The following is a 5847-nucleotide window of genomic DNA, read 5'->3' on the forward strand; positions in this document are numbered from 1 at the left end:
AGATGTGTATAAGAGACAGGTTCCGAGAGAACCAGGCACGGCGTCAGCGACGGGGAATCGCTTCGACGTCGCCCTGCGCTATGCTGCAACGGCAGTTGGTTCGCCCGCCGGGAATCGTGATGGAGCCCCTCCGTCCCGCGCGCGGCGTCGAATCCGACCACGGTCACCGGAGGTCGGATGAGAGGGAATCCGGTGAGAATCCGGAACTGTCCCGCAGCGGTATGTCGGAACGACCGCCGTCACCACGCACTGGGCGAAAGCTCGGGAAGCGACGGCCACTAGGAATCTCACCGCGTGTGAGCCCGCCGACGAGTCCGAAGACCTGCCTCCTGTACCGGTCGCGCCGCGACCGGTGGCTCGCCGCCTCGTGGACCGGGCGCAGGTCGATCAGCGTGTCGTGGTGTCTTCTGCACACCACCCGGGGCTCGTCGACTCTCCCTGCATGGCGGTGAACCGTCCACGTCGAATGCAGGAGTTCACGAACTCATGTCCATCAATTCAGCACACACCACCGTCGCCGAGGCGGCGTCGAATTCGGTTGGCAGGCCGTTCACCGCCACCGTGCACGGCACGCCGCGGATCGGCCCGCGCCGCGAACTCAAGCGGGCGATCGAAGGCTACTGGGCGGGCAGCGTCAGCGCTGCCGAGCTCGACCAGATCGCAGCCGGACTGCGACGCGACACCGTCGAACAGTTGGCCGCAGCCGGTTTCGACTCAATTCCGGTGAACACCTTCTCCTATTACGACCAGGTACTCGACACCGCGGTCCTTCTCGGTGCACTCCCCCAGCGGTTCGACGGCATCGCAGATCCACTCGACCGATACTTCGCCGCGGCACGTGGCACCGCGGACATCGCTCCGCTGGAGATGACCAAGTGGTTCGACACCAACTACCACTATCTGGTCCCCGAGATCGGCGGCGACACCACGTTCGGGTTGTACCCCGACAAGGTTCTCGGCGAGATCGCGGAAGCACAAGCACTCGGCGTCGAAGCCCGACCGGTCGTCATCGGGCCGATCACCTTCCTGGCACTCGCCAAGGCCAGCGACGACGCTCCGGCGCCGCTGACGAGGATCGACGATCTGCTCGGGGTGTACGAGCAGCTGCTCGCGCAACTCGCTCGGGCCGGGATCGCGTGGGTCCAGATCGACGAGCCCGTGCTGGTCACCGACTACGCCGAAGACCTTCCCGCACTGGCCAATTCGGTGTACACGAGGCTCGGTGCCGCGACCGACCGTCCGGCGCTCTTCGTCAACACCTACTTCGGTGACCCCGGCGCGTCTCTCGCTGCCCTGGCACGCACGCCCGTCGAGGCCATCGGTGTCGATCTCGTCGAGGGCTCGGTCGACTCGGTCGTCGTGGTCCCCGAACTCGCCGACAAGCTCCTCGTCGCAGGCGTCGTCGACGGTCGCAACATCTGGCGCACCGACCTCGACAAGGCGCTCGCAGCCCTCGGCACCCTGTTGGGATCGGCACGCGCGCTTGCTGTTTCGACGTCCTGCTCGACGCTGCACGTGCCCTACACACTCGACGCCGAGGACGAACTCGACGACAACCTACGAGGCTGGCTGGCATTCGCCGCGCAGAAGTACGACGAGGTCGGGGTGCTCGCCCGCGCACTGCGCAACGGTCGGGAGTCGGAGCGGGAGGCCTTCGAAGCGTCCGCCGAGGCGCTCGCCACGCATGCAAGTGATCCGCGTGTCCACGTCCCGGCAGTGCGCGCTCGTCTGGCCGCAGTCACCGACACCGACGTCACACGGATGCCCGCGGCAGAGCGCATCGCCGCACAGAACTCGCAGCTCGATCTTCCGCCCTTGCCGACCACCACGATCGGCTCCTACCCGCAGACCTCGGCGATCCGTCTCGCCCGTGCCGCGCTGCGTTCGGGTCAGATCGACGAGGCCGAGTACCAGCGGCGGATGCGTGCCGAGATCGCCGATGTGGTTGCGCTGCAAGAGAAAATTGGACTCGACGTACTCGTGCACGGGGAACCCGAGCGCAACGACATGGTCCAGTACTTCGCCGAACAGCTCGACGGCTTCTTCGCCACGGCCAACGGATGGGTCCAGTCGTACGGAACCCGGTGCGTGCGGCCGCCGATCCTGTACGGCGACGTCGTGCGCGCGCATCCGATGACCGTCGACTGGATCACCTACGCGCAGTCGCTGACCAACAAACCGGTGAAGGGAATGCTGACCGGCCCGGTCACGATCCTCGCGTGGTCGTTCGTGCGTGACGACCAGCCGCTCGCGGAGTCGGCCGATCAGATCGCGTTGGCCATCCGCGACGAGACCGTCGACCTCGAGGAGGCCGGAATCACCATCATCCAGGTCGACGAACCGGCACTGCGCGAGCTCCTTCCGCTACGTGATGCCGACAAGCAGCGCTACCTCGACTGGGCAGTCCGCGCATTCCGCCTCTCCACCTCGGGTGTCGCCGACTCGTCGCAGATCCACACCCACCTCTGCTACTCGGAGTTCGGCGAGGTCATCGGTGCGATCGCCGACCTCGACGCCGACGTCACGTCGATCGAGGCCGCCCGCTCCGCGATGCAGATCCTCGACGACCTCAACGCCGTCGGATTCTCGAACGGCGTTGGTCCGGGTGTCTACGACATCCACTCGCCTCGCGTACCGGGCACAGCGGAGATCGAGCGATCGCTGCGCGCGGCGTTGAAGGCCGTTGGCCCGCAACGACTCTGGGTCAACCCCGACTGTGGACTCAAGACCCGCACACCGGGCGAGGTGATCGCGTCGCTAAGCAACCTCGTCTCCGCCGCGACGACCGTGCGTGCCGACGTCGAACGCTGACGTCGGGGATTGACGTCGGGGATTGACGTAGAGCGCTGACGACCAGGGAATCGGCGGGATGACTCCATCTCGTCGATTCCCCGTCGATTGTCTCGTATCGTTTCAGTCATGATCATCGAGGCGCTGGTCGCAGAGATCATCGACCTCGCGGACACCCGCTCCCGAGTGGTCGTCGGATTCACCGGGCCACCGGGGGCGGGTAAGACGACGGTCGCACGTCGGGCGACCCTCGAGCTCGCCGACCGCCTCGGCGACGCACACATCGGATATCTCCCGATGGATGGTTTCCATCTCGCGACACCGATGCTGCACCTCCTCCGCCGCACCGAACGACGTGGGGCGCAAGACACCTTCGACGTCGACGGATTCGTCGCGACGCTCCGCAGGGCCGCCACGCCGGACACCGAGGTCTACGCACCAGATTTCGACCACAACCTCGGCGAGCCGATCGCCGCATCGGCGCTGATCCCCGCAACGGCGAGAATCGTTGTCGTCGAAGGCAACTACCTCGCATTCGACGGCGCGTGGGCGCCCGTTCGTCGACTCATCGACCGCATGTGGTTCGTCGACCTCCCCGACGCCATCCGACATGAACGCCTCCTGGCGCGGCACGTGGCCACCGGGCGGAGCGTCGACGATGCGCTCGAGTGGATCAGGAGCGTCGACGACCCGAACGCCGCACAGATCAGAGCGACGCAGTCGCGCTGCGACGCCACCCTCGACGCGACCACCATCGACTGACCTCAGGGCTTGAGCTGCACAGCCGGCGCCGATCCGTTTGACAGAAGGCCCGCGATCCACGGCGAAACGTCATACGGATCTCCCGCCCGGCGCACCCACCTCCACAGGAGCGTCGACGTCAGCTGCACCTGCCGTGGCCGAGGATGGCCGACAGCTCCGCAGCGCCCTGCGCATCGAGGGGCAGTAGCGGAGGCCGTGGCACCCCTGCGTCGACGCCCAGGAGCCGAAGTCCCGCTTTGACCGTGGTCGGCAATCCCCCGGCCACGATGAACCGCAGGAGCGGAGCGAGATCGTCGTAGATCTTCGCCGCCAGTTCATGATTCCCGTCAGCCACGGCTGCGTAGAGATCGAGGCACTCCTGGGCTCGCAGATGTGGGGCGGCGGTGCACCAGCCGGTGGCTCCCGATTCGAGGGCGTCGAGAACCAGAGGGTTGCTGCCGTTGTAGAAGGGCAGTTCACTCCCCGTGAGTTCCTTGATCCGAAGCATCCGGGAGAGGTCACCGGTCGATTCCTTGACCATCGTGACATTGTCGATGTCGGTGAACATCGACACGAGCAGTTCCGGGGACATATCGACGCCGCTCGTCGCGGGATTGTTGTAGGCCATGATCGGCAGATCAATCGCGGCCCCGATACTCGAATAGTGCCGGACTATTTCCCGATCGCTGAGCTTCCAGTATGAAATGGGCAGGACCATGACGGCGTCGGCGCCCGCCTGCTGTGCGTACTCTGCTCGTCGAATCGCGTTGGCGGTGGTCAGTTCCGAGGCTCCGACGATCACTGGAACACGTTGTGCGACTGCACGGGTCACCGTGTCGACGACCGTGTCGTACTCCGCGTCCGAGAGATAGGCCGCCTCACCGGTACTGCCGAGTGGCGCGATAGCGTGAACTTTCGCGGCAACGAGCGACTCCACCAGCGATGCAAGTGTCGCGGTGTCGACGTCGCCTTCGGCGGTGAAAGGCGTGACGGGATAGGCGATGATGCCGTGAATTCTCGGGCTGTCAGACATGTGTGATCGGCTCCTCGGAAATTGGTGTGGTTCAGGAATCGGAAAGGACATCGCGGTGCGCCGCTAGTGTTCGGCGCGCGTAGTAGGAAAAGTTCGCTCGACTTCGTGCAGGCGTGAGAGTCCAGTCGTGGGCTTCACGAGCCAAACGTTCGGGAAGTTGCGCGATCGAACCCGCAGCCATGGCTGCGAGCTGTAGCTTTGCTCCACGCTCGATCAGCATCGCCAGCGAACACGCTTCTTCGACGCTGGCGCCTGCGATCACGTGTCCGTGATGAGCCAACAGCACCGCCTTCTTGTCGCCGAGGGCAGCCGTGATGATCTCCCCCTCCTCATTGCCGACGGGCACTCCGGGCCAGTCGGGCAGAAAGGCACAGTCGTCATAGAGCGGTGCGATGTCCATCTGCGAGACGACCAGCGGCACCTCGAGCATCGACAGGGCCGCCACGTGAAAGGGATGCGTGTGTACGACGCAGGCGACGTCAGGACGCGCACGGTAGATCCATGAGTGAAATCTGTTGGCAGGATTAGCCATTCCGGATCCGCAGAGCACCTCTAGGTCTTCATCGACGAGAAGTAGGTTGTCCTCGGTGATCTCGTCGAACCCGAGACCCAACTGCTGTGTGTAGAACGTGTGCGGTTCCTCGGCCCGCGCCGTGATCTGCCCCGCAAGTCCCGAGTCATGACCGGCGTCGAACAGTGCTCGACACGTGATCGCCACCTTTTGTCTTGTCGTCAGTGACGATTCGGCGAAGTTACGCGCTATCTCTCGCGATGCGCGGGTCATGAGTTCTGATTTCGACTCACCGAAGGTCGTACTCATACCTGACCACCTTTCATCGACGTCGTGCTCGCCTGCGGCGCGTCCGACGTATCCGCCGCAACTTCGATGTCTGCGGTGTGGCCCATGTCGACACTTCGCTCGAGGTCGGCTTCGATCTCACTGAGCACGTTCCGATTCCGAAGGCTCACCAGTCCCATCCAGACGAGTCCGACAACGATGTAGGCCGCGAACACGTAGGGAAAGTAGCGCACCGGCGCCGGTGGCACCGTAGAAGCTCCCGATCGTCGGCACCAGAAGACAGACCACCGCGGCGACGCAGATCGCAATGTTCTTGGGCCGCAACTCGCCACGGGCACGAAGGTAGGCCGGCGCCGCGACCGACACCATGAAGTAGACCAGCAGGAACCCGAAGGCTGCCAACGTACCTGCGTCACCGAAGATGGTCAGGGGATCGTTGAAGATCAGCAGGACGGCGACGACAGCGAAGATGATCGCCGTGTAG

Annotated in this window: 5 protein-coding genes, 1 pseudogene and 1 riboswitch; of the genes and pseudogenes, 2 read left to right on the forward strand and 4 right to left on the reverse strand. The window is 64.7% G+C overall.

Annotated features, from left to right (window positions below):
* Positions 1–153: 153 nt before the first annotated feature.
* A riboswitch (cobalamin riboswitch) is annotated at positions 154–344 on the forward strand.
* A gap of 142 nt (positions 345–486) precedes the next feature.
* Both metE and A5777_RS20240 read left to right on the forward strand, forming a co-directional pair.
* Positions 487–2811, forward strand: coding sequence for a 5-methyltetrahydropteroyltriglutamate--homocysteine S-methyltransferase (gene metE, locus A5777_RS20235; RefSeq protein WP_064864077.1), 2325 nt, complete (start codon positions 487–489; stop codon positions 2809–2811).
* 108 nt (positions 2812–2919) lie between these two features.
* Complete coding sequence (locus A5777_RS20240) at positions 2920–3552, forward strand: nucleoside/nucleotide kinase family protein (RefSeq protein WP_064864079.1); 633 nt, start codon at positions 2920–2922, stop codon at positions 3550–3552.
* 118 nt (positions 3553–3670) lie between these two features.
* On the opposite strand, the gene A5777_RS20245 is transcribed toward A5777_RS20240, so the two are convergent.
* The 4 genes and pseudogenes from A5777_RS20245 to A5777_RS25095 form a co-directional block, all read right to left on the reverse strand.
* Positions 3671–4564 (reverse strand): dihydrodipicolinate synthase family protein, encoded by an 894-nt coding sequence (locus A5777_RS20245; RefSeq protein WP_064864081.1) that lies wholly within the window; start codon positions 4562–4564, stop codon positions 3671–3673.
* A gap of 31 nt (positions 4565–4595) precedes the next feature.
* The gene (locus A5777_RS20250) at positions 4596–5384 is read right to left on the reverse strand and encodes an aldolase (protein WP_064864083.1); all 789 of its coding nucleotides are present in this window, start codon (positions 5382–5384) and stop codon (positions 4596–4598) included.
* Entirely contained in the window at positions 5381–5512 is a 132-nt protein-coding gene (locus A5777_RS25705) for a hypothetical protein (RefSeq protein WP_269447013.1), read from the reverse strand. Before A5777_RS25705 ends, A5777_RS20250 begins: the two co-directional genes overlap by 4 nt.
* Positions 5502–5847, reverse strand: a pseudogene (locus A5777_RS25095) (hypothetical protein); the annotation flags it as partial. The gene A5777_RS25705 and the pseudogene A5777_RS25095, both read right to left, overlap by 11 nt.

This window comes from Gordonia sp. 852002-10350_SCH5691597 (assembly GCF_001665715.1).
Classification (GTDB): domain Bacteria; phylum Actinomycetota; class Actinomycetes; order Mycobacteriales; family Mycobacteriaceae; genus Gordonia; species Gordonia sputi.